The sequence below is a fragment of the Methylophilus sp. YYY-1 genome, assembly GCF_029132825.1.
GTDB lineage: Bacteria > Pseudomonadota > Gammaproteobacteria > Burkholderiales > Methylophilaceae > Methylophilus > Methylophilus glucosoxydans.
Genome location: NZ_WOVG01000001.1, coordinates 30,275 through 50,785 on the forward strand (window position 1 = coordinate 30,275; position 20,511 = coordinate 50,785).

20 protein-coding genes and 4 tRNA genes are annotated in these 20,511 nt (G+C 48.4%); 21 read left to right on the forward strand and 3 right to left on the reverse strand.

Translation table 11 applies throughout. From position 1 onward, the window contains the following. Nucleotides 1-92 precede the first annotated feature (92 nt). The 9 genes from GOC95_RS00125 to GOC95_RS00165 all read left to right on the forward strand — a co-directional run bounded on the left by GOC95_RS00125 (nt 93) and on the right by GOC95_RS00165 (nt 4,845). Complete coding sequence (locus GOC95_RS00125; RefSeq protein WP_275354880.1) at nt 93-872, forward strand: cation diffusion facilitator family transporter; 780 nt, start codon at nt 93-95, stop codon at nt 870-872. A 39-nt stretch (nt 873-911) separates the two neighbouring features. Next, nucleotides 912-1,091 carry a 4-oxalocrotonate tautomerase family protein gene (locus GOC95_RS00130; RefSeq protein WP_018985002.1) on the forward strand — a complete coding sequence of 60 codons (180 nt, stop codon included), beginning with the start codon at nt 912-914 and terminating at the stop codon, nt 1,089-1,091. Nucleotides 1,092-1,266: 175 nt separating this feature from the next. Beyond that, on the forward strand, nt 1,267-1,752 hold the full coding sequence (locus GOC95_RS00135; protein ID WP_275354881.1) for a hypothetical protein: 486 nt from the start codon (nt 1,267-1,269) through the stop codon (nt 1,750-1,752). Nucleotides 1,753-1,857: 105 nt separating this feature from the next. Then, a complete protein-coding gene (gene uvrC, locus GOC95_RS00140) occupies nt 1,858-3,657 on the forward strand; it encodes an excinuclease ABC subunit UvrC (protein ID WP_275354883.1) in 1,800 nt (599 codons plus the stop codon). Nucleotides 3,658-3,687: 30 nt separating this feature from the next. Next, nucleotides 3,688-4,269 carry a CDP-diacylglycerol--glycerol-3-phosphate 3-phosphatidyltransferase gene (gene pgsA, locus GOC95_RS00145; protein WP_275354884.1) on the forward strand — a complete coding sequence of 194 codons (582 nt, stop codon included), beginning with the start codon at nt 3,688-3,690 and terminating at the stop codon, nt 4,267-4,269. A gap of 106 nt (nt 4,270-4,375) precedes the next feature. Next, a tRNA-Gly gene (locus GOC95_RS00150) sits at nt 4,376-4,451 on the forward strand. Nucleotides 4,452-4,512: 61 nt separating this feature from the next. Continuing rightward, a tRNA-Cys gene (locus GOC95_RS00155) sits at nt 4,513-4,586 on the forward strand. Nucleotides 4,587-4,604: 18 nt separating this feature from the next. Next, nucleotides 4,605-4,680, forward strand: a tRNA-Gly gene (locus GOC95_RS00160). A gap of 78 nt (nt 4,681-4,758) precedes the next feature. Then, nucleotides 4,759-4,845, forward strand: a tRNA-Leu gene (locus GOC95_RS00165). Nucleotides 4,846-5,159: 314 nt separating this feature from the next. On the opposite strand, the gene GOC95_RS00170 is transcribed toward GOC95_RS00165, so the two are convergent. From GOC95_RS00170 to GOC95_RS00180, 3 genes are all read right to left on the reverse strand, one after another. Beyond that, nucleotides 5,160-6,002 (reverse strand): PEP-CTERM sorting domain-containing protein, encoded by an 843-nt coding sequence (locus GOC95_RS00170; protein WP_275354885.1) that lies wholly within the window; start codon nt 6,000-6,002, stop codon nt 5,160-5,162. A 551-nt stretch (nt 6,003-6,553) separates the two neighbouring features. Beyond that, entirely contained in the window at nt 6,554-7,012 is a 459-nt protein-coding gene (locus tag GOC95_RS00175; RefSeq protein WP_275354886.1) for a GNAT family N-acetyltransferase, read from the reverse strand. Then, nucleotides 6,997-7,650, reverse strand: coding sequence for an XRE family transcriptional regulator (locus GOC95_RS00180; protein ID WP_194746957.1), 654 nt, complete (start codon nt 7,648-7,650; stop codon nt 6,997-6,999). The genes GOC95_RS00175 and GOC95_RS00180 overlap by 16 nt, the downstream gene beginning before the upstream one ends. Nucleotides 7,651-7,985: 335 nt before the next feature. Here GOC95_RS00180 and GOC95_RS00185 point away from each other — a divergent pair, with 335 nt between their 5' ends. The 12 genes from GOC95_RS00185 to GOC95_RS00240 all read left to right on the forward strand — a co-directional run bounded on the left by GOC95_RS00185 (nt 7,986) and on the right by GOC95_RS00240 (nt 20,221). Continuing rightward, complete coding sequence (locus tag GOC95_RS00185) at nt 7,986-9,227, forward strand: FAD-dependent oxidoreductase (RefSeq protein ID WP_194746956.1); 1,242 nt, start codon at nt 7,986-7,988, stop codon at nt 9,225-9,227. Nucleotides 9,228-9,245: 18 nt separating this feature from the next. Further along, a complete protein-coding gene (locus GOC95_RS00190) occupies nt 9,246-9,506 on the forward strand; it encodes a sarcosine oxidase subunit delta (RefSeq protein WP_275354890.1) in 261 nt (86 codons plus the stop codon). A gap of 2 nt (nt 9,507-9,508) precedes the next feature. Beyond that, nucleotides 9,509-12,397 carry a 2Fe-2S iron-sulfur cluster-binding protein gene (locus GOC95_RS00195; RefSeq protein WP_275354891.1) on the forward strand — a complete coding sequence of 963 codons (2,889 nt, stop codon included), beginning with the start codon at nt 9,509-9,511 and terminating at the stop codon, nt 12,395-12,397. Between the two features lie 2 nt (nt 12,398-12,399). Continuing rightward, a complete protein-coding gene (locus GOC95_RS00200; RefSeq protein WP_275354893.1) occupies nt 12,400-13,074 on the forward strand; it encodes a sarcosine oxidase subunit gamma in 675 nt (224 codons plus the stop codon). 42 nt (nt 13,075-13,116) lie between these two features. Further along, entirely contained in the window at nt 13,117-14,451 is a 1,335-nt protein-coding gene (glnT, locus tag GOC95_RS00205; protein WP_275354894.1) for a type III glutamate--ammonia ligase, read from the forward strand. Nucleotides 14,452-14,509: 58 nt separating this feature from the next. After that, nucleotides 14,510-15,406, forward strand: coding sequence for a glutamine amidotransferase family protein (locus GOC95_RS00210; RefSeq protein WP_275354896.1), 897 nt, complete (start codon nt 14,510-14,512; stop codon nt 15,404-15,406). Next, entirely contained in the window at nt 15,394-16,086 is a 693-nt protein-coding gene (locus GOC95_RS00215; RefSeq protein ID WP_275354898.1) for a protein glxC, read from the forward strand. Before GOC95_RS00210 ends, GOC95_RS00215 begins: the two co-directional genes overlap by 13 nt. A gap of 2 nt (nt 16,087-16,088) precedes the next feature. Further along, nucleotides 16,089-17,426, forward strand: coding sequence for an FMN-binding glutamate synthase family protein (locus GOC95_RS00220; protein WP_275354899.1), 1,338 nt, complete (start codon nt 16,089-16,091; stop codon nt 17,424-17,426). A gap of 258 nt (nt 17,427-17,684) precedes the next feature. Then, nucleotides 17,685-17,873, forward strand: coding sequence for a hypothetical protein (locus tag GOC95_RS00225; protein WP_194746949.1), 189 nt, complete (start codon nt 17,685-17,687; stop codon nt 17,871-17,873). A 2-nt stretch (nt 17,874-17,875) separates the two neighbouring features. After that, the gene (locus GOC95_RS00230) at nt 17,876-18,655 is read left to right on the forward strand and encodes a hypothetical protein (RefSeq protein ID WP_275354901.1); all 780 of its coding nucleotides are present in this window, start codon (nt 17,876-17,878) and stop codon (nt 18,653-18,655) included. A 261-nt stretch (nt 18,656-18,916) separates the two neighbouring features. Further along, a complete protein-coding gene (locus tag GOC95_RS00235) occupies nt 18,917-19,771 on the forward strand; it encodes a YihY/virulence factor BrkB family protein (protein WP_275354903.1) in 855 nt (284 codons plus the stop codon). A 201-nt stretch (nt 19,772-19,972) separates the two neighbouring features. After that, complete coding sequence (locus tag GOC95_RS00240; RefSeq protein ID WP_194746946.1) at nt 19,973-20,221, forward strand: helix-turn-helix transcriptional regulator; 249 nt, start codon at nt 19,973-19,975, stop codon at nt 20,219-20,221. The last annotated feature ends 290 nt before the right edge of the window (nt 20,222-20,511 follow it).

The window sequence follows — 20,511 nt, forward strand, 5'->3', positions numbered from 1 at the left end:
CAAGCCAGCATTATCCCAGATTTTTCATTAGAGACTGTTTTATGTCAGTCAGGCTATTGTGAAAAGCAGCTAATTTGCATTAGCATGCCATCATGAAACCTAGCCATACACCTCACGAACATTCTCACTCTTCTGGTCGCTGCCCGTATGGGCACGATCACGCACATGCGAACAGCCACGATCAGGACCATGACCACAGCCATGAACACAGCCATGAACACAGCCATGAACACAGCCATGAACACGCGCATCGCCATGATGATCACGAACACGGTAACCCGTTTTGGCTGCCATTTCTCGCCATTTCCGTCTTTACCGTGGTCGAGTTTGTTGGCGGCTGGTGGACACAATCGCTAGCCTTGCTCAGCGACGCATGGCATATGCTGTTTGATGTGCTGGCCCTTGGCCTTGCGATGTGGGCAGCACAGCAGGCGCGCAGTGGGCATCCTGCCTCAAAACACACCGAGCGTCGGGTCTCCATGATCAACGCCGTCTCCATGCTGCTAGTCACCGGCTGGATTGTCTACGAAGCCATCGAGCGCTTGCAAAATCCGCGGCCAGTCGCAGGCGGTTATGTCAGCATCATTGCTCTGGTAGGCTTACTGGTTAACGTTGTTGTTGCCAAACACATGCACCATCAACATGAACATCATGGTGGCGATGCTAACTTAAACCACCGTGCCGCATTCCTGCATGTGCTAGGCGACTTGCTCGGCTCTGTTACCGCCGTGGTCGCAGGCGTAGTCATCTACTTTACCGGCTGGATGAGCATAGACCCCATCCTCTCTATCCTGATTTCAGTACTGCTGCTGGTGGTCACGCTCAACCTCATCCGCGATATTCTCCGCGGTGGTGCAGGCCATCATCACTAGTTTAAAGATCATTTAACCAACCACAGAAGGAGCGTCAATATGCCTTATGTCAATGTGAAACTAGCAGGCTCAGTCACCAAAGAGCAGAAAAAACAAATCGCCAAAGAGATCACTGAAACCCTGCAAAAGCACGCGCATAAACCAGCTAATTACACCTATATCGTGTTTGAAGAGGTGGAGTATGAGGATTGGGCGATTGGTGGGGAGCTTTTAGGGTAGGTAGTTCTTTTAGTTAGGCGTATCTTTTATGGAGCTCATAGGCTTTTGTGTGATGCTTACTAAATATAGTATAAATATCAACAATAGCTTATTGAAAAATGATAATTCACGTTAACAATAATCTTGCTTCAGGCTGTACAATAATTTTGATGTACAGCCCTCGTTAGAGCACAACATGAAAAATCACTGGATGCCACCGCTCGTAGGTGAAATCGCTGACGGCAAGGTTACATGGCTGCGATTGGACTCGATCGACTACGAATCACTGGGCTACTTTCTAAGTTGTCATCTAATCATCGAGCACTACCTAGATCATTTTATTGCCACGTATATGCCTACGAAGTTTGATTGGGAGGGGGCGAAGCTAACCTTTGGTCAAAAAGCTTCGCTAATTTCAACGCTTGAATTTCCTGAGCCCTACAATCTTCCGCCGACCATCAAATATCTCAACTCGCTACGTAATAAATTCAGTCACGATGTTACGTTCATTCTAACGGAGCAAGAGTTGCTTCCTATTCGTCAGTTCGTTGAGAAATGCACTGAGAAGAAGCTAGGTGCTCAGTTCAATATCCATGATCTTCTAAACACTTACACAGGTATTGTTTGCGCGTATTTTGCGAGCTCAATTTCACATAGTGCTCGTTTCCAGATAGGTAAGTGAAGTTTTTGGTCTAGTTATGAGTTCAAGCATATATGCCCCTGTTTCAAGTACTCCTGGTGCAATTAGGTGAAACCAGTCTACTTATGGCAATGCTAGAATACGCATATGTTCGACCCCAAGCCCATCCTGAAAAACCTTCCAAACCTGCCAGGCGTTTACCGCATGCTCAATGCGGAAAATGCTGTGATCTATGTGGGTAAAGCCAAAGATTTAAAAAAGCGGGTTTCGAGTTACTTTAATAAAAATCTCGCCAGTCCGCGTACCAAAATGATGGTGTCGCAGATTACCAATATCGAGACCACGGTGACACGCTCTGAAGCTGAGGCGTTGCTGCTTGAGAATAACCTGATCAAGAGCATCATGCCGCGTTATAACGTGTTGTTTCGCGACGATAAGTCTTATCCCTATATTAGCCTCACAGGCGATGCGTTTCCGCGGCTGGCGTTTCACCGCGGCACGCAGCGCAAGGGGCATCAGTATTTTGGGCCTTTCCCCAGCTCGCCAGCGGTGCGTGAGAGCATTCAGTTGCTGCAAAAGGTGTTTAAGCTTCGCACCTGTGAAAACACCGTGTTTGCCAACCGATCACGACCTTGTTTGCAATATCAGATTGCGCGGTGTACTGCACCGTGTGTGAATCTGATTTCCCAAGAAGACTATGCGAGTGATGTGCGCCACGCGGCGCTATTTTTGCTGGGCAAAACCAGTGAGGTGATGGATTCATTAGCGGATGGGATGAATGCTGCAGCCGAGGCGATGGAATACGAGCAGGCGGCGGTGTTGCGTGACCGGATTCAGGCCTTGCGTCAGGTGCAGGCCAAGCAGTTTGTCAGTGACTTTAGCGTGAGTGATGCGGATGTGATTGCCTGCGCCGAGATTGAGGGCCAGCACTGCATTAATCTGGTGATGATCCGTGGTGGGCGTCATTTGGGTGACAAGAGCTTTTTCCCCAAGAACGCGCAGGATGCCGAGCTGGTAGAAACGGTAGAGGCGTTTATTACCCAGTATTATGTAGCGCAAAACACGCCGCCTTTGCTGGTGTGTGGGGCGGAGATCGACAAGACCGAGTTTGAAACCATGCTCAGCGAGCAGGCTGAACGCAAAATCCGCGTGCTGACCAATGCGATTGGCGATAAAAAAGTCTGGCTCAAAATGGCGCAGACGAATGCCGAGCTGGCGCTGCAACAACGGCTGGCGACTTCGGCCAACCAGCAGGCGCGTTTGCTCTCTTTGCGTGAGGCGCTTAACCTGGCCGAGAACACCGAGCGCATTGAATGCTTTGATATTAGCCATACTATGGGTGAAGCCACGGTAGGTAGTTGCGTGGTGTTTGACCGGGGTGATATGCAAAACAGTGAATATCGCCGCTATAACGTCACTGGCATCACGCCAGGTGATGATTATGCGGCGATGCGGGATGTGCTGACCCGGCGATATAAAAAAGTCGCTGCGGGCGAGGGCAAGCGCCCAGACCTGATTTTTATTGATGGTGGCAAGGGCCAGTTGGGTGTGGCGATGGAGGTCATGCAAGAGGTCGGTCTAGACGATATACTGCTGATTGGTATTGCCAAGGGAGAAGAGCGCAAACCGGGTCTCGAAACCATGATTTTCTCCGACACTGGCGAAATGCTGAATTTACCCGTGGATAATCCCGGCTTGCACCTGCTGCAACAAATCCGCGATGAGGCACACCGTTTTGCGATTACCGGCCACCGGGCCAAGCGCGCCAAAGCCCGCATCACCTCTAGCCTGGAAGAAATTGAAGGAGTAGGGGCCAAGCGTCGCAAAGCCTTGTTGACGCGATTTGGTGGCCTGGATGCGATAAAAAGTGCTAGCATAGACGAGATTGCACAAGTCGAAGGCATTAGCCTGGCACTGGCGCAAACCATATACGAACGATTGCATTAAGCCATTGCAACAGCCCTGAGCAAAATAACCATGTGGAATGTCCCCAATATACTCACCCTGCTACGCATCGCGATGATCCCGGTGTTTGTTGGTATCTTCTTTTTGCCCGCGAATGCCATCGCCAGCGACGGGCTGCCAGCACACTGGGTAAACCTCACCGCTGCAAGCGTGTTTATTCTGGCCTCATTCACCGACTGGCTGGATGGCTATTGGGCCCGCAAATATCACCAAATGTCCAAGTTTGGCGCGTTTCTTGACCCCGTGGCTGACAAGCTGATGGTGGCCGCCGCCTTGATTGTGCTGGTGGAGTTGCACCGCGTCGGCGCTGTCGTTGCACTGATTATCATCGGCCGTGAAATTGCCATCAGCGCCTTGCGCGAGTGGATGGCCAGCATAGGTAAAAGTGCCAATGTCGCCGTTGCCATGGTCGGTAAAATCAAAACGGCGGCACAAATGGTCGCTATCATCCTGCTACTTTGGTTTGATCCGCTGTTTGGCATCAACATCCAGTGGCTGGGTGAATGGCTCATCGTGATTGCCGCATTGCTGACCCTGATCTCTATGGGCTACTACCTGCGTGCAGCGTGGCCGGCGATACGCGAAACCATCTAAAAAAGCAAGGCGAAAAAAGAAATATTATTTTCAAAATCTTCCTTGACACCGGTCTCAAAATCATTAAAATGCCAGCTTCTTTACGACACATGACGTAAGGAAATACGCGGGAATAGCTCAGTTGGTAGAGCGCAACCTTGCCAAGGTTGAGGTCGCGAGTTCGAGACTCGTTTCCCGCTCCAAATTCTGGGGAAAGCGCCGCTTTCCCTTTTTAACATAAGTTGTTTTTATGTTGTTGGTTCTGGCGCGATAGCAAAGCGGTTATGCCGCGGCCTGCAAAGCCGTTTAGGCCGGTTCGACTCCGGCTCGCGCCTCCAGTCTCATGTAGTAAATATGCGGGAATAGCTCAGTTGGTAGAGCGCAACCTTGCCAAGGTTGAGGTCGCGAGTTCGAGACTCGTTTCCCGCTCCAAATTTCTCTCAAGCACACATTCTGGCCGCTATGCAAAATAGACGACAGTGTTAGAATACAAAGCTTGCTAGACCTACCGCCCGGATGGTGAAACTGGTAGACACAAGGGACTTAAAATCCCTCGGCTTAACGGCTGTGCCGGTTCGATTCCGGCTCCGGGCACCAGTAAAAACTCAAATAAACCAGCGACTTAGCTGGTTTTTTTGTTTTTTCATTTTTCTTTGAATATCTCTATTTTTCATTCGCACTGTGGCGCAATTGTGGGGCGAGCTGAGTTGCAACTATTTTAATTTTGGGTTATCTTGACTCACGAATATTTTTCACTCAACACCAAAAGCCACTCCTAGGCATTAACTTAGGCCATACACCTGACGCGAAATCAGGCGTATTAGATAGGGTGGAAAAAGAAGTGACTCGAACTCTCATGCCTACAAATAATAAAGGCCGGTTATCCCGGCCTTTGTTTTATCAGGTGTTAGTTATGCTTGTTTATTACGGCGTACTGCAATACCTAGCAAACCTAAGCCTGCAAATAGCATCATTAGGCTTTCGGGCTCTGGGACGATTGTGATCTGACCTGGAGTAATAGCCCAAGCATAGAGTAAAGCATTCTTGTAGTTGGTTGACCTTGAACCAGCACTCATTAAAAAATACCATGAAATAGTATTTTCTGTATTTGGTTGTCCATATTCTGAACCAGACCAATATCCATCAAACATCTCGTTATCAAATTTATTATCGAGATCCTGGATCCCAAAAGGAAGGCCAAGGTCTATGACATTAAAACCATTTCTATCTCGGAAGGAGTTACTGCCTAATTCCAGATGAAATAGCTCTGGTAATTCATCGCCACCGATTGTTCCATTCGTAGCTACGTTATATCCACAATTTGATCCCCCAACGCTGTCAAAACAAAAAGTGGGGTTGGTGAATGTAGGTATCTCCCAATGCGTACTACCTCCATAACTGATACTGTTTAAATAATTGGCAAATGCCATAGCACCAAACCAAGTGGTTCTACCTAGTTGAGTGTCACTGAAATCATCGGCACTAAGCGTATATGTTCCGGTGGGACTGTAATAGTTAGGATAGTTTGAGATGGTCGGGCTAGCACTTAAAATATTATTTACCACAGTATTAAAACCATAATTTGCAATCATGCTACCAAGTAGGTTGCCATCTTTTGTCCAAGTAGCATCACTCACCGAGCTGTAAACTAAATCCTTACCATTAGAATTATAAGAAGTTAAGGTGGCTTGTGCGTTGAAACTGATTAATGCGATGGATGCTGCGAGAATTGCTTTTTTTATTGTTGAAGCCATAAAACTACCTCTCCTAAATTATTTTTGATTTTTGTAAAACGGCGTAATAACGTCCCTCGCGATTATGCCTAAGTTAAGTTAAAGCAAAAAGTCTATTGTTATGGCCCGAATGGGCTATTAGAGGTTCTTAGAGATGAGATTTAAAGACTGTGACTTTTATAAAAATGTATAACATTGTGTATAACTACAATGTAGTATTTTAATGGAATGGCTTAAATATTTGGCATAAACGCAACATTCGGTTCAGGCTCCGGCACCAATACTTCCCTTATATATTCTGGCTAATTAGGCTGGTTTTTCATTTTCAAATTTTTCTACACCTGTCTGTGAATGACTGTATTTTTTATGCATGCTGTGGGGTTGGTGTGGGATTCATGTATTCGGTTGTCTAACAGCGCGGGTGAAGTCCAGATATCCATTTAGGAGGGGCAAGCTCCGTTTTCATTTCTACCAAGTGACAAAAATTAGCCACTTAGAAAAAGGTAGTTTGTGAATGAGCATTTTTTCCTACCTTAGCCGGTGAGATGTGACTAGTTAAAAATGTATAACAATTATAAAAATAATCTTCTCGCATTTAACTGAGTGCTTTCCCAACCCAGGTGCCGGTAATACCCTATCGCGGGTTCATTTTCAATATCGACCAATAGCTGGGCACGAGTCGCTCCTTTTTCTTTTGCCCAATCCAATGCCGACTGCAGTAATTTTTTACCAATTCCTTGCTGTCTAAATTCTGCATGAACGACCATGTCCTCTACCCAAGCAGAGCGTGCTCCTTGTGCCGTGGAAATGACTAGTTGCGCGCTAACCATCCCAATCAGTTTCCCGTCTTCTGTAAATGCCGCCTTGATTACCCCATGTTCTGGTTGTGATATCAGCATAGTTAAACCGGCTTTTTGTTTCTCCATGTCTGGTTTGAAATCGGCTTCTATACTAAATAGCGCATGTAGAAGGTTGGCTAGTTGAGCGGCATCTTTTTCTTGTGCATCTCGAATACTTATGACTGCGTCCACTCACTGCCTCCTGAATGATCAACTGGGTCGTGATGAATAATAGCCAGGAAACGGATTGGGACCTCTATGAGCTTGGCTGGCTGATGCGGCTGGTCTCCTCTAAAGGTCAGTGAGTCGCCTGGCTCAAGTAAAAAAGTCTCCAAGCCTACCTTGTACTCTAATACCCCCTCCAGCATATGAATAAATTCAGTCCCGCCATGTTCAAAAGGGGGGAATTCTTCTGCCTGATCTTCCAGCGTGATCAAGAACGGCTCAAAAGTCTTTTGAGGCCCTTGGTCATAGGCTAATAAATGATATGTGTGGCCGAGCTTTGTGCCGCGGCGTACCACTTCCATACCATGCCCTTTTTTAACGAATTGTGCATTTCCTGAGGGGGCGTTGTAGTCGCGGAACAGCCTTGAAAGCGTTACGCCAAGCGCGTTGGCTACTTGTTCCAATGTTTCAAGACTGGTCGATACATGACCATTCTCAATTTTACTGAACATTCCAACACTAATATTCGCTCTCTCAGCGACATCGGCAATGGTCAGGCCATGTTGTTTTCTGACCTCTTTGATGACATTTCCCAAGTGTTTACCCAAAGGTTTGGATTCTGTTTCAGTAATAGGGACAACATTTTTTTTCAAATCAGAGGTCATTGGCGGCTAAAACTCCCATATCCATTCTTCTCGTTCAATTATCACAGGCACAGTAAATCAAGCTCCTGCTGGAGAATTAATTGACTAACTCTTTCTTAGTCATTAACCCATCCTCAGCCACTTTTTTAAGAATATTCACATGCTCTAAATGTGTTCATCAGACCAAATTATGCACCAAATCATTGCAAAATAGGTAAATTTATTCCTGAGAGGAAAAAAATATTCATAAAGCCGTTGACAGCGGTTTTTGCAATGCGTATAAATGGAATTGTTGTTTCCTGCTGGGAATAAAATTTTCATGTCGAGATTGATATTGGATCGTTGCGGAGCGTTGAATGCCTCTAAGATTGCTTAAATATGCGTTGAGTAAAGAGTACAAAGAGACTCGGTTTTTTAGGGAGAATGTGACCCCTAAGAAAAGTTACGACGCAGTCATTATTGGCGGAGGCGGACACGGTTTGGCTGCTGCCTACTATCTGGCTAAAGACCATGGCATGACTAATATTGCCGTGCTTGAAAAGGGTTACTTGGGTGGAGGCAACACCGGCCGCAATACCACCATTGTCAGGTCTAATTACCTGACCCCAGAGGGCGTGAACTTCTATGATGCCAGCGTCAAAATATATGAAGGTTTGTCCGAAGAGTTAGATATCAATCTATTCTATTCAACGCGCGGCCATTTCACATTGGCACATACAGAATCAGCGATGCGGACAATGCGTTGGCGCGCTGAGGTCAATAAACATGTGGGCGTGGATAGTTATGTCGTTGGTCCGGATGAGATCTCAAAAGCCTGTCCTCAGCTAGACATCAGCTGCAGTGGCCATGCGCCAATTTTAGGGGCTTTGTATCATGGGCCAGGTTCTGTGGCTCGGCATGACGCTGTTGCTTGGGGTTACGCCCGCGGCGCCGATAGGTTAGGTGTCGATATATTTCAGAGTACAGAAGTGACTGGCATCGATATCAAGGGCGGTAAGGTTCAAGGGGTACAAACGAGCCGAGGTTATATCTCTACCCCCCGAGTGCTCTCAGCGGTGGCAGGGTTTACTCCCCGCATCTGCAAAATGGCTGGCATTGATACGCCCATCGTTATTCATCCGTTGCAAGCCTGTGTGACTGAGCCAATGAAGCCCTGGCTGGATTCAATCCTGGTTTCCGGTAGCTTGCATGTCTACGTCAGTCAGTCTTCCCGTGGCGAATTGGTCATGGGGTCTTCGTTGGATCCCTATGAGGTTCATTCGACCAGGTCATCTTTAGACTTTGTGGAGGGACTGACGTCTCACATGTTAGACATGTTCCCCTTCCTCTCCAATGTGAAGATCGTCAGGCAGTGGGGCGGCATGGCAGACATGACCCCTGACTTCTCTCCCATTATGGGCAAGACACCGGTGGAAGGATTTTACCTCGATGCCGGGTGGGGAACATGGGGATTCAAGGCCACACCGATCAGTGGGAAAACAATGGCTGCCACGATTGCTAACGATATGGCACCAGATCTCATCAAGCCTTTCAGACTTTCAAGATTTGAAGAGTACGAATTGACTGGCGAAAAAGGTGCGGCTTCGGTCGGTCACTAAGCATCAGGAAGATTAGAAATGAAATTACTTACTTGCCCGATTAATGGCGTGAGACCGCTAAGCGAATTTGTCTTTGGTGGTGAACTTCGTGATATGCCCGAAGCTGAATGCAGCGACAAAGAGTGGGCCGATTATGTTTATAACCGCAATGGCGCGCCAGGGCTAAAAAAAGAGTGGTGGTATCACTCCCCAAGCGGAACCTGGTTTGTTGCAGAAAGAGACACCTTAACCGACAACGTAGCACGTACCTACTTATATGAACAGGAAGGTGCTCAATGAGCATGAGGTTACAAAATACTTCCGGTGAGTGGATCAATCGGAACAACAAAATCAAATTCTCATTTGAAGGTAAGGAATATGAGGGTTTTGAAGGCGATACGATTAGCAGCGCCTTGTGGGCTGCGGGCGAGAAAGTATTAGGCCGTAGTTTTAAATACCATCGCCCCAGAGGCATTTTTACCTTGGCAAATCATGACGTCAACATCATGGTGACAGATGGTGTCGATACCAATATCCGAGCCGATGTTGTTCAGGTTAAAGCGGGGATGAAACTCCAAGTAGTGAATGTTGACGGCGGGGTGATGGCGGATAAGAAGCGCTTTCTTGATTCGATATCGGCGCTCTTACCCGTTGGTTTTTATTACAAAGCATTTCATACCCCACGTGGTTTGTTTCCGTTTTGGGAGCGCATCATTCGCAATGCAGCTGGTTTGGGCGTGGTGAACTTTAACTATCCGCGGCTCTTAAAAAAGAAACAGCATTCGCATTACGATCTCCTTGTGGTTGGCGCTGGCCCTGCAGGGTTATCTGCAGCTTTGACTGCGGCCCGTGAAGGCTTAGAGGTGCTTTTGGTAGATGAAAATTCCACTCCCGGCGGAAGTTTTGCTTACGACAATGCAGGCAATTCAGCGCATCACCAACAGTTAGCAAACATGTTGAGTGAAGCACAAAGGCTGCCTAATTTAACAGTGAAAACTAACTCTTATGCAGCCGGATATTATGCTGATCATCTGATCCCAATCGTAGACGAATCTGGAATCACAAAAGTACGTGTTAAAGCAGTGATTGTTGCCAGTGGCGCCTTTGAGCAACCTCCTGTGTTCAGAAACAACGATCTACCGGGTGTCATGCTTGGTTCCGCCGCGCAACGTCTCATGGCACGATACGCCGTTAAGCCATTCTTGAAGGGCGTAGTCGTCACTGCTAATAGCCATGGTTACCGGGTGGCGCTTGATCTGATTGCCTCTGGGGTAGAGGTCGCGGCGATTGTTGATATGCGGGCGGATGGAGAGACAGATGCCATTGCCAGTGTGGTCGCAAATAAAGGCATCCCAATCCATAACGGTGCCTGCATCTATGAAGCTGTGCCGGTATCCGGCAAGTTAGGTGTCAAAGGCGCGATTGTCGCGGATTACGATGAAGGCTCTGCGCAGGCCGATATTCGGAAATCCATACAGATTGACTGTGACGGTATCGTCATGTGTGCAGGCTGGGCGCCTGCTGCTGCATTGCTCTATCAAGCTGGTACCGGCATGCGTTATGACGATCAAATACACCAATTCGTTCCGTCAAGACTGCCCAATGGCATTTTTGCTGCAGGTAAGGTCAACGGTGTTTTTGGCTTGAATCAACGCCTCCAGGATGGCGCCCGTGCTGCCTCTGATGCCCTCAAGTATTTGGGGTATGTTGGAAACGACACCACCGTAGAAAGTTTTGCCGGCTCATCGCCTAGCCATCCTTATCCGATTGTGATGCATCCCAAAGGTAAAAACTTTGTGGATTTCGACGAGGATATCAGCGTAAAAGATTTCATTCATGCGGCTCAGGAAGGCTTCGATAACATCGAATTAATGAAGCGTTTCACGACCGTTGGCATGGGGCCTAGCCAGGGCAAGCATTCAAATATGAATGCGATTCGTATTCTGGCGCGTATCAGAAGCCTTCCAGTCAATAAAATTGGCACGACGACAGCACGGCCCTTCTTTCATCCAACACCAATAGGTCATTTGGCAGGCAGGGGGTTGCATCCTCATCGAGATACCCCGCTGCATCAGTGGCACGCAGAACACGGTGCAGTGTTCACGGATGTCGGCGCATGGAAACGTACAGCCTACTACAACGTGGATGGGCAAACCAAAGAGCAGTCTATCCAGAACGAAGCAAAAGCCGTCAGAAGTGCAGCCGGCATCATTGATGTCAGTACCTTGGGCAAGATAGAGATTCATGGCGCCAATGCCGCTGAATTTTTGGAACGTTTCTATACTGGTAATTTTAAAGATCAAAGGGTTGGGCGCTCCCGATATGCCTTAATGCTGGACGAATCAGGGGTGATGGTAGATGACGGTGTCGCGTGCCGGATCGCAGAAAATTTCTTCTATGTGACCGCAAGTACCAGCAATGCCGCCGCGGTTTACCGTGAGATGCAGCGGTGGAATCAGATTTGGGGCCTGAATGTGACCTTCATCAATGTCACGGGCGCATATGGCGCGGTGAACATTGCCGGGCCATTGGCCAGAAAGGTGCTTCAGAAGATCACCCTTTTGGATCTCTCTGAAGACCAGTTCTTATTAGGTGCAGTAGCCGATACGTCCATAGCAGAAATAAAGGCACGTGTGATTCGCGTTGGATTTGTCTCTAACCAGGCCTATGAGATTCATGTGCCTGCCTCATCTGTGCTTAAGTTGTGGAATTTGCTGCTAGACAGTGGAAGTGTTGATGAACGTGTTAAACCATTTGGCACAGAGGCACAAAGATTGCTTCGATTGGAAATGGGCCACCCATTAGTGGGGCATGATACCGATGGTCTTACAAACCCCTTTGAGCTTGGTGCTGACTGGGCCATCAACCTCAATAAACCTTTCTTTATCGGTAAACGCAGTTTGCAAATTATCCGCAAACGTCCTCTGCTAAAAAAACTGGTGGCTTTTTCGTTTAAGCCAGATTTCCAGGGCCCTGTGCCATGTGAATGTAATTTAGTGATCAGCAAGAGTGGCCAGATTGAGGGCAGGGTCACCAGTCTATCGTTGAGTCCTACGCTGCAAAGATTCATCGGGTTTGCATATGTATCCCCAGCGAATACAACGTTGGGTGACGTCTTGAGTATTAGAACCGACAGCGGCCAGATGGTGGAGGCCTATGTTGTCCAGTCACCATTTATTGAAGGGGATTAAATATGGAAATGGTATTTGACCGACTCTCCCCCGTCAGTTTTGCGCAGTCAGGGTTAACGATGAAGAAAGCAATCTTGAACGGGATGGAAATCGTTCTAAGTTATGAAAATACGGATATCGAGATGCAAAGGATGAAGAAGCTCGGTATTTGTGATGTGAGCGCATTTTCCAGAGTAGGGATTAAAGGCGCAAAGGCCGTTGAATGGCTTGAATCCCAAGGTTTTACCGTGCCAGAAGCACCCAATACATGGCGTAAAGATCACGCTGGAGGATTGGTGTTAAGACTTGGGCGGAGTGAGTTTTTATTGGAAGGTTTCCACCAGGGGCAGATTGCAATCAATGCAAATGATGCACCAGAGCATCTTTATCAAGTGGCGCGTTATGACGCTTCGTTCATTCTGAGCGGCGTGCATTTTCACAGTGCATTCAGTGAAATTTGTGCACTAGACCTGAGTGAAAGCGCGTTTGCTGCGGATGCTGTGTTGCTGACCAGTGTGGCTGGCGTGTCTGTGACTTTAATCCGCCAATTGCTGAATGGTGAGCTGGTCTACCGTTTCTGGTGCGATGGTAGCTATGGTAACTACATGTGGAGCACGCTCACCGAAATCGCCGGGGAGTTCGGCGGAGGCGCTGTTGGCCTGGATGTTCACTTCAAACAGATGATAACTAGTTCTTGATCGTTTCGAATTTTAATTAATAAATTTTAGGTGAGGCACTCAATGAAGTCATTGCAGGAAGCACAAAAGTTTTTGCAGGAAAACAAGGTCAAGTACGTCCTTGCCCAATTCGTCGATATTCATGGGGTAGCTAAGGTCAAGTCAGTACCGGCTGAGCATCTCAACGATATCCTGACGAAGGGCGCAGGTTTTGCTGGTGGTGCAATTTGGGGGACAGGCATTGCACCCAATGGCCCTGATTACATGGCGGTTGGTGAGCTGAGCACTATCGGCTTGGTGCCTTGGCAACCTGGTTATGCGCGACTGGTGTGCGATGGGCATGTTAATAATAAACCGCATGAATATGATGCACGCGTCGTTCTTAAGAAGCAGATTGCCCGGTTATCCGAACGTGGATGGACCTTCTACACAGGATTAGAGCCAGAGTTTTCATTACTGCGTCGTGACGAACAGGGTCAGATTCTGCCGTTTGATGAAACTGATACGTTGCAAAAACCATGTTACGACTATAAAGGGATCACAAGACACTCTGAGTATCTGGGTAAGTTAACTGAGTCGCTGATTGCGGCAGGGATGGATGTTTATCAAATCGATCATGAGGATGCGAATGGTCAGTTTGAAATTAACTACACCTATTCTGAATGTCTCAAAAGTGCAGACGATTACATTTTATTCAAGATGGCTGCGAGTGAAATAGCCAATGAGATGGGCATGATCTGCTCGTTCATGCCTAAGCCATTTAGCAATCGGCCAGGCAATGGTATGCACATGCATATGTCCATAGGGGATGGAGAGAAAAGCCTGTTCCAAGACGACAATGACCCCTCTGGACTGGGGCTGTCTAGCCTGGCTTACCATTTCCTGGGCGGGATTCTTGCGCATGCCCCGGCACTGACCGCCTTATGTAATCCGACCGTAAATTCGTACAAAAGGCTGGTCGTGGGGCGCTCATTAACCGGTTCAACGTGGGCGCCAGCGTATATCAGTTACGGTAACAATAACCGATCGACATTGGTGCGTATTCCTTATGGCCGCTTAGAACTGCGGCTTCCTGACGGCAGCTGTAATCCATATCTTGCAACCGCAGCTGTGATCGCAGCGGGCTTGGATGGCGTTGCCCGTCAGTTAAACCCAGGCAAGGGGCATGATGAGAATCTCTACGATTATAGCCCCGAGCAACTTCAAGCGTTGAAGATTGGCATCCTTCCCCAGAATCTGGGTGAGGCATTGGATGCGCTTGAGAGTGATGCGGTCATCATGGATGCGCTGGGGGCAAATCTTGCCCAAGAGTTTTTAAAGATCAAACGCATGGAGTGGATAGATTATCAACGGCATGTCTCCCAGTGGGAAATTGATAGGTATGTTGAGTTCTTTTAATTGTTTGATGTGAGTGACGCATTGGTCATCGAACATGAAGTATTGATAGGAGAAAATGATGTGTGGGATTGTAGGATTACTGGTTAAAAACCAGAGTATGCGCGCAAATATCGGTCAATTGATGATGCCGATGCTGATTGGGATGACAGAGCGAGGACCGGACTCTGCTGGCATGGCTGTGTTTACGTCGCCTGTGGATGCAAATGCGTTGAAATATAGCCTGTATGCACCGACGGCAGATTTTAGATGGAAGGCATTGGAGCGAGACTTTAATTCTGAGCACTCAGATCAGGTCACTCTCGCGGTGAAGGGGAATCATGCGATTCTCACCTCCGCAGTGGACACCGCGAAAGTAAAAAGCTGGATCAAGCAAGCCTATCCGCAGATTCATATCCTTTCTGTGGGTCAATCGATCGACGTGTACAAAGATACCGGCCTGCCTGCCGATGTGGCTGCGCGTTATGATTTGCCAGCATTGAGTGGCACGCATTTGGTCGGGCATACACGGATGGCGACTGAATCTGCCATTACGCCAGCGCATGCGCATCCTTTTACAGCAGGCACTGACTGGTGCCTGGTGCACAATGGATCTCTTTCTAACCCCAACAGCCTCCGTCGCAAGCTGCAACATGAAGGGATCAATTTTGAAACCGACAATGACACTGAAGCAGCCTGCCGCTTCCTTGAGTGGCGTATGCGTGAAGGTGACGATTTGAAAACCGCCCTGGAACATGGTTTCGACGAGCTGGATGGTTTCTATACATTGCTGATGGGTACCAAAGATCAATTGGCCTTGGTGAGGGATCCATTTGCATGTAAGCCTGCAGTGGTCGCGGAGCATGATGATTATGTCGCGATCGCTTCAGAGTTCCGCTCTTTAGCCCACCTTCCTGATGTGAAGAATGCTCACGTTTTTGAACCTTCACCAAAGGAGATGTATGTATGGAAAGTCTAAAATTTGACTTGGAAAATACCGAGTTGAGAACCGTGAATCAATATCTGCATCGTCCTGCAGCAGAGTTGAGTGGTAAAAACGTGGTCATTAGCAACCCCAATGGGGCTCACAACATCGCAGTCGGCCTGAATGCTGAGGTGAATGTCACAATCGATGGTCACGCCGGATATTACGCCGCAGGCATGAACCAACTGGCGACAGTCACTGTGACCGGCAGTGCATCTACTGGTGTGGCGGAGAATATGATGTCAGGCGTGGTGCATGTGAAAGGCTTCGCTTCTAATGCTGCTGGCGCAACGGCGCAAGGTGGTTTGTTAATCATTGACGGTGACGCCGGGCTTCGCTGCGGCATCTCGCTCAAAGGGGCTGATATTGTGGTCGGCGGTTCAGTGGGCAGCTTTTCCGCATTCATGGCACAAGCTGGCAATCTGGTGGTGCTTGGAGACGCAGGCGAGGCATTAGGCGACTCATTATACGAAGCTAGACTCTTTGTGCGCGGTAACGTCAAGAGCTTGGGTGCCGATTGTGAAGAGAAGGAGATGGATCAGGAGTCACGCAATATTTTAGTGGATCTTTTGGCCAAGTCCGGCCACGCAGACGTGGATCCGGATAGTTTCAAATTATTTGGCTCTGCACGCACTCTCTATAACTTCCATGTTGATAACGCAGGAGCATATTAATCATGAGCGATATCTCTAAAAAAACTCCGCAAACAGAACCGCGTTTTTCTGCGACGTTTGATCCGGGAACGATGTCAGAAATTCGCCGTGCAGCAGCCACCGGCATTTATGATATTCGTGGCGCGGGTGCTAAACGAAAATTGCCACATTTCGATGACCTATTATTCTTGGGGGCTTCTGTCAGTAGATACCCACTTGAAGGCTATCGTGAGAAATGTGGCACAGATGTGGTCCTCGGAACACGTTATGCCAAGAAACCTATTCACCTCAAGACCCCAGTAACGATTGCGGGCATGAGCTTTGGCGCGCTGTCTGGGCCAGCAAAAGAGGCTCTGGGCCGTGGAGCAAGCGCAGTCGGTACCAGTACAACCACTGGGGATGGCGGTATGACGCCTGAGGAGCGTGGTCAGTCTTCGATTCTGGTCTATCAATACTTGCCTTCTCGGTATGGCATGAATCCAGATGATCTGCGGAAAGCGGATGCCATTGAAGTGGTGATTGGCCAAGGCGCGAAGCCTGGTGGCGGGGGGATGTTGCTGGGCCAGAAAATTAGTGACCGTGTTGCAAAAATGCGTTGTTTGCCTAAAGGCGTCGATCAACGTTCTGCCTGTCGCCATCCAGACTGGACTGGTCCAGATGACTTGGAAATTAAGATTGCTGAACTGCGTGAGATCACAGATTGGGAAAAACCAATTTATGTGAAGGTGGGGGCGACGCGTCCATATTTTGATGTCACTCTCGCTGTTAAATCGGGTGCCGATGTTGTGGTACTCGATGGTATGCAAGGTGGGACCGCTGCCACACAAGAGGTGTTTATTGAACATGTGGGTATCCCGATTCTAGCGGCAATTCGACCAGCTGTTCAGGCGCTGCAAGATATGGGTATGCACCGTAAAGTTCAGCTGATTGTTTCGGGGGGTATCAGAAATGGTGCTGACGTCGCTAAAGCCTTGGCGTTGGGCGCAGACGCTGTCGCTATCGGCACCGCTGCATTAATTGCGTTGGGTGATAACGATCCACATCTGGAAGAGGAATACCAGAAACTTGGGACCACTGCCGGCGCTTATGATGATTGGCATGAAGGTAAGGACCCTGCAGGGATTACTACTCAAGATCCAGAGTTGATGAAGCGTTTAGATCCGGTGAAAGCTGGCCGTCGCCTTGCAAACTATCTCTCTGTGCTGACGATGGAAGCTCAGGTGATTGCTAGAGCATGCGGTAAATCTCATTTGCATAATTTGGAGCCTGAGGATTTGGTGGCACTCACGATTGAATCCGCTGCCATGGCCAAGGTTCCGCTCGCAGGCACTAACTGGATTCCAGGCGCGTCTTCGTTCTGACATAAAGCGACTAATCAATACTGCAAGAAGGGGCAAGGCTAAGAGGTCTTGTCCCTTGACGTTTGGTAGATGATCGTAGGGTTATCCTTTGGCCTTTACTCTATCCAATGTGCCAGTAGAGGAGAGCTGTTCGCTTTTCAAAGTTAATATTATTCCATTCAAGGTTTAATATTTCAGACTGTCGCAAAAATAGCCTTAGCCATCTCATAGTTGACAAGGCTGCGAGATTGCGACATTCTTAGCCCAACGGAGGTTGAAATGCTATTCCTAAAGATGAGCGCCAATAGTAAGTTGCTGGCAGAGCAGGTCAAAAATGCCAAGAAAAAATACCCGACATTAAAAGTGGTCGGTCGTGGCACGGTGACAATTAACCCGGCCAGCATTGTCAATTCAGCCAGTTTTCAGGCAGATGCTTCAAAGATTGCGAATCTTCCCCTGCAAAAATAGCCATGGGGGTGTTATTTGTTCTGCTGATTCTGGTTTCAGGGTTTCTTGTTTGTCATTATCATCCCCAGTACTTCTTTAAGCTGCATCGATACGAAGGCCAGTATCTTTACCTGCAAGCGGCCTATCTCGGTATTCTCTGCCTGATCTCGGCGGCCATTTTTCATGTTTTGTTGATCAATCTGTCAGCGATCCCGGTGTTTGAGGGCGTGCGTACTCTTGGCATCGATTATGTCGATTTGCTGGCCCGTTATCTGCCGGATAGCCTGGGACTCACCGAGGGGGATAAAAAGCGCTATGTGCTGTTAGGTGTGATCGCCCTGACGACATTGTTGATGCCGTTATTGATTTCAAAGTGGGTGTATTGGCGGCTTAAACATTATTTGCAGCTCGATAGTGATGAAGAAGTGGATATTGTCATTATGTCTGAGTTGTTTTCTGACAGTCCTTTGGACCAGTTGCTATTTTCGGCGATGATTAACGACCGCAACCTGATGTTGGTGCTGGATGACCGCAAGGTGTATGTGGGGCGGGTGGCCACCATGGGCGAGCCCAACGAGAATGAGGGTGCGGATCAGGAAATCAGTTTTCTGCCTTTTGTGAGCGGGTATCGCGACAAAGATACGTTGCAGGTGATGTTTACTACCGATTACAAAAAAGTCGGCGACAATTTGCCGCTGGTGATCCGGCAAGAGTCGATTGTCAGTGCGCGTGAGTTTGATTTTTCTGTGTATGATACCTTTCAGGAGTCTGGTAGACCTTCAGCAGGTCTAGCCACTACCTAATCTGCAAGCGGATCCCAAACGGGGGGGTGATGCCTTACAAATCTTTGAATACCAATCCCGCATGCTTCGCCGTAACCCTGTTGCGGTCAGCCGCCGCTCAGTCCGTCGGCCATTTCTGACAGTGAGATAGCCCTTTGACCGATAGGGCGTAGCCGTGCCCTTGGGTATGCTGGAGTCAGGTTTCTGCTGCGTTTAACGTTGGCAAAGCTCCCCCTTGCTGCTAAACGGCAAGTCTTTATAGTCTATGCATGGATAATCTGGATGAAACAAGTCTGGCTACTGGTGAAAACGGCCTTTATCGGTTGGCGGGATGATTACGCACAAAGCATGGGTGCCGCCCTGGCTTACTACACGTTGTTCTCGATTGCACCGCTTTTATTGATAGTGATTTCAATTGCGGGGCTGGTATTTGGGCAGGAGGCTGCGCGCGGTGAAATTATTGGCCAGTTGAATAGCTTGATGGGGCAACGTGGCGCGGTGGCAATACAAACACTGCTAGAAAGCGTGAGCCGACCGTCCGAAGGCATTGCTGCCACTGCCATTGGGGTGGTGCTATTGCTGGTAGGGGCGACTTCTGTGTTTGGTGAGTTGCAGGATTCGCTGGACCGTATCTGGAAAGCGCCGGTGCGTGAAGGCAGCGGCTTGTGGCACTTGTTGCGGGTGCGCTTGTTATCGTTTGGCATGATCCTGGGCATCGGCTTTTTGCTCATGGTCTCACTGGTGTTTAGCGCCGGGCTGGCGGCGATCAGCAAATGGTGGTCGCCAGTGTTTTCTGGCTGGATCCTGATTGCGGGGATACTGAATACCGTGTTCAGTTTTGCATTGACGACTGGTATGTTCGCCATGATTTACAAGACCATGCCACGTGCACAAATTCAATGGGATGAAGTGTGGATAGGCGCCATCATTACGGCAGTTTTATTCACCATCGGCAAGTGGCTGATTGGCATTTATATCGGCAACAGTGCATTTTCCAGTGCCTATGGGGCGGCCGGGTCCATTCTGGTGTTGTTGATCTGGGTTTATTACTCCGCGCAGATATTCCTGATGGGCGCCGAATTGACGCGTGCCTATTCGCATGTGATGGGCACGGCAAAGCGTATTGACGTTGATTGAACCAAGTCAGCCTAGCATGCGTCTTTTCACGTATCGCAAACACTTTATAAAATTGTATAATGTTTTGTGTCCTCAGGCAGTCGCGTAGTTGAGGAGGATTGATATCGATCAAGCCCAGGCATTCATGTGCAGACTACACTTTATCCAAGTGTGGCATCGCGCTTGAAACACGCGAACAATCAAAAGTTGTCAGGAAGTTGTGTGATTTACGTAGAGTTAAAGACCGTTATTTTAAAAAAACAATTAGAGTGGGGCAGAACCATCACCATCACCGAAATTGCAGATGCAAGCGGGATTAGCCGCATGACTTTGCACAGAATGCTCAAAGACCGGACCTATAATGCCAGTACCGAGCACTTGAACAAGCTATGTGCTTACCTGCAGTGCGATTTATTTACCCTGATCCGTTGGGAGCCTGATCTGCCAGTCGCGCAGGTACATGTTGCCTGAACATCGCCTTGTACTTGATCACAGGTCGTCCTCGCCAGGCTTCTTCCCTGGCCAGACTGTCCTTTCCGCTATATTTGTTATCCCACCTGGTTTTCTTGCCGGTCATGTCTCATGAGCGGGGCATGTTTACGGCAGCCCTGATCTTTTCTTTAATGGTTGCGCGTGTTGGTATGCTTCTGACATAAAACGATATTTTCTCCTCAATCCAGAGCTGGTGCGGCTTGGCAAGCATTTCGTCTGGGCTGTCACCATGCTGAACACATAAGCTGGCTGGTGTTTTCCGCTTTTTT

Excerpts from the sequence above, each read along its gene's own strand:
- GOC95_RS00215 (WP_275354898.1), top strand. The coding sequence starts at position 15,394 with ATGGAAAGTCTAAAATTTGACTTGGAAAATACCGAGTTGAGAACCGTG.
- uvrC (WP_275354883.1), top strand. The coding sequence starts at position 1,858 with ATGTTCGACCCCAAGCCCATCCTGAAAAACCTTCCAAACCTGCCAGGC.
- GOC95_RS00225 (WP_194746949.1), top strand. The coding sequence starts at position 17,685 with ATGCTATTCCTAAAGATGAGCGCCAATAGTAAGTTGCTGGCAGAGCAG.
- GOC95_RS00195 (WP_275354891.1), top strand. The coding sequence starts at position 9,509 with ATGAGGTTACAAAATACTTCCGGTGAGTGGATCAATCGGAACAACAAA.
- GOC95_RS00235 (WP_275354903.1), top strand. The coding sequence starts at position 18,917 with ATGAAACAAGTCTGGCTACTGGTGAAAACGGCCTTTATCGGTTGGCGG.
- GOC95_RS00135 (WP_275354881.1), top strand. The coding sequence starts at position 1,267 with ATGAAAAATCACTGGATGCCACCGCTCGTAGGTGAAATCGCTGACGGC.
- GOC95_RS00130 (WP_018985002.1), top strand. The coding sequence starts at position 912 with ATGCCTTATGTCAATGTGAAACTAGCAGGCTCAGTCACCAAAGAGCAG.
- glnT (WP_275354894.1), top strand. The coding sequence starts at position 13,117 with ATGAAGTCATTGCAGGAAGCACAAAAGTTTTTGCAGGAAAACAAGGTC.
- GOC95_RS00180 (WP_194746957.1), bottom strand. The coding sequence starts at position 7,650 with ATGACCTCTGATTTGAAAAAAAATGTTGTCCCTATTACTGAAACAGAA.
- GOC95_RS00170 (WP_275354885.1), bottom strand. The coding sequence starts at position 6,002 with ATGGCTTCAACAATAAAAAAAGCAATTCTCGCAGCATCCATCGCATTA.
- GOC95_RS00230 (WP_275354901.1), top strand. The coding sequence starts at position 17,876 with ATGGGGGTGTTATTTGTTCTGCTGATTCTGGTTTCAGGGTTTCTTGTT.
- GOC95_RS00210 (WP_275354896.1), top strand. The coding sequence starts at position 14,510 with ATGTGTGGGATTGTAGGATTACTGGTTAAAAACCAGAGTATGCGCGCA.
- GOC95_RS00125 (WP_275354880.1), top strand. The coding sequence starts at position 93 with ATGAAACCTAGCCATACACCTCACGAACATTCTCACTCTTCTGGTCGC.
- GOC95_RS00220 (WP_275354899.1), top strand. The coding sequence starts at position 16,089 with ATGAGCGATATCTCTAAAAAAACTCCGCAAACAGAACCGCGTTTTTCT.
- GOC95_RS00200 (WP_275354893.1), top strand. The coding sequence starts at position 12,400 with ATGGAAATGGTATTTGACCGACTCTCCCCCGTCAGTTTTGCGCAGTCA.
- pgsA (WP_275354884.1), top strand. The coding sequence starts at position 3,688 with ATGTGGAATGTCCCCAATATACTCACCCTGCTACGCATCGCGATGATC.
- GOC95_RS00185 (WP_194746956.1), top strand. The coding sequence starts at position 7,986 with ATGCCTCTAAGATTGCTTAAATATGCGTTGAGTAAAGAGTACAAAGAG.
- GOC95_RS00190 (WP_275354890.1), top strand. The coding sequence starts at position 9,246 with ATGAAATTACTTACTTGCCCGATTAATGGCGTGAGACCGCTAAGCGAA.